The organism is Pseudomonas sp. CM27, assembly GCF_013179515.1.
Classification (GTDB): domain Bacteria; phylum Pseudomonadota; class Gammaproteobacteria; order Pseudomonadales; family Pseudomonadaceae; genus Aquipseudomonas.
In genome coordinates this window covers 1-742 of the sequence record NZ_JABMCN010000485.1, presented here as the reverse complement: position 1 = coordinate 742, position 742 = coordinate 1, and the positions used below count along the sequence as shown (strand labels likewise).

Genomic DNA, 742 nt, shown 5'->3' with positions numbered 1-742 from the left:
CTGCCGAGCCTTCGCGCTGGGAAATTTCCGACGCATGGATGAACGCCGCGCGCTCCAGGCCGATGTCGACGAAGGCCGCCTGCATGCCCGGAAGCACCCGCACCACCTTGCCCTTGTAGATATTGCCGACGATGCCACGGCGCTGGGTGCGCTCGACGTGCACTTCCTGCAGTACCCCGTTTTCCACCACCGCCACGCGTGACTCCATCGGGGTGATGTTGATCAGGATCTCTTCACTCATGGCCGGCTCTCGTCTAAGGTCTTTTGTAATGATGGATGGCGTATGACGTGCTGGCTACTACCGGTTCGCTCCCGCTGGGGCATGCGCAGGCAATTGCCAGCAGGCGATGCCAAACTGGCCGAGCAATTCGGCTGTTTCACACAGCGGCAATCCGACCACCGCCGAGTAGCTGCCCGCAAGGCCGGTCACGAACACCGCGCCCAGGCCCTGGATGGCATAGCCGCCGGCTTTGTCGACCGGTTCGCCGCTGGCCCAGTAGCGCTGCGCTTCAGCGTCGCAGATCGGGCGAAAACACACCGTGCTGGTGACACACAGGCTGCCCACCCGCTGGCCGTCGCTTAGGGCGACTGCGGTCAGTACCTGGTGCTCGCGGCCTGACAGGTCGGCCAGCATGGCCAGCGCATGTTCGCGGTTTTCCGGTTTGCCGAGAATACGACCATCGAGCACCACGGCGGTGTCGGCGCCCAGCACTACAGCCGGCCCGGTAACGCAGGCAAGGCC

The 742-nt window shown here is 64.4% G+C and carries 2 protein-coding genes; both read right to left on the bottom strand.

The window, feature by feature from the left end; all coding sequences use genetic code 11:
- Positions 1–241, bottom strand: a 241-nt coding sequence (locus HP547_RS29115; RefSeq protein ID WP_172288971.1) for a S1 RNA-binding domain-containing protein, incomplete at its 3' end; no start/stop codon positions are given.
- 57 nt (positions 242–298) lie between these two features.
- Positions 299–742, bottom strand: a 444-nt coding sequence (locus HP547_RS29110) for a nucleoside triphosphate pyrophosphatase (RefSeq protein WP_172288969.1), incomplete at its 5' end; no start/stop codon positions are given.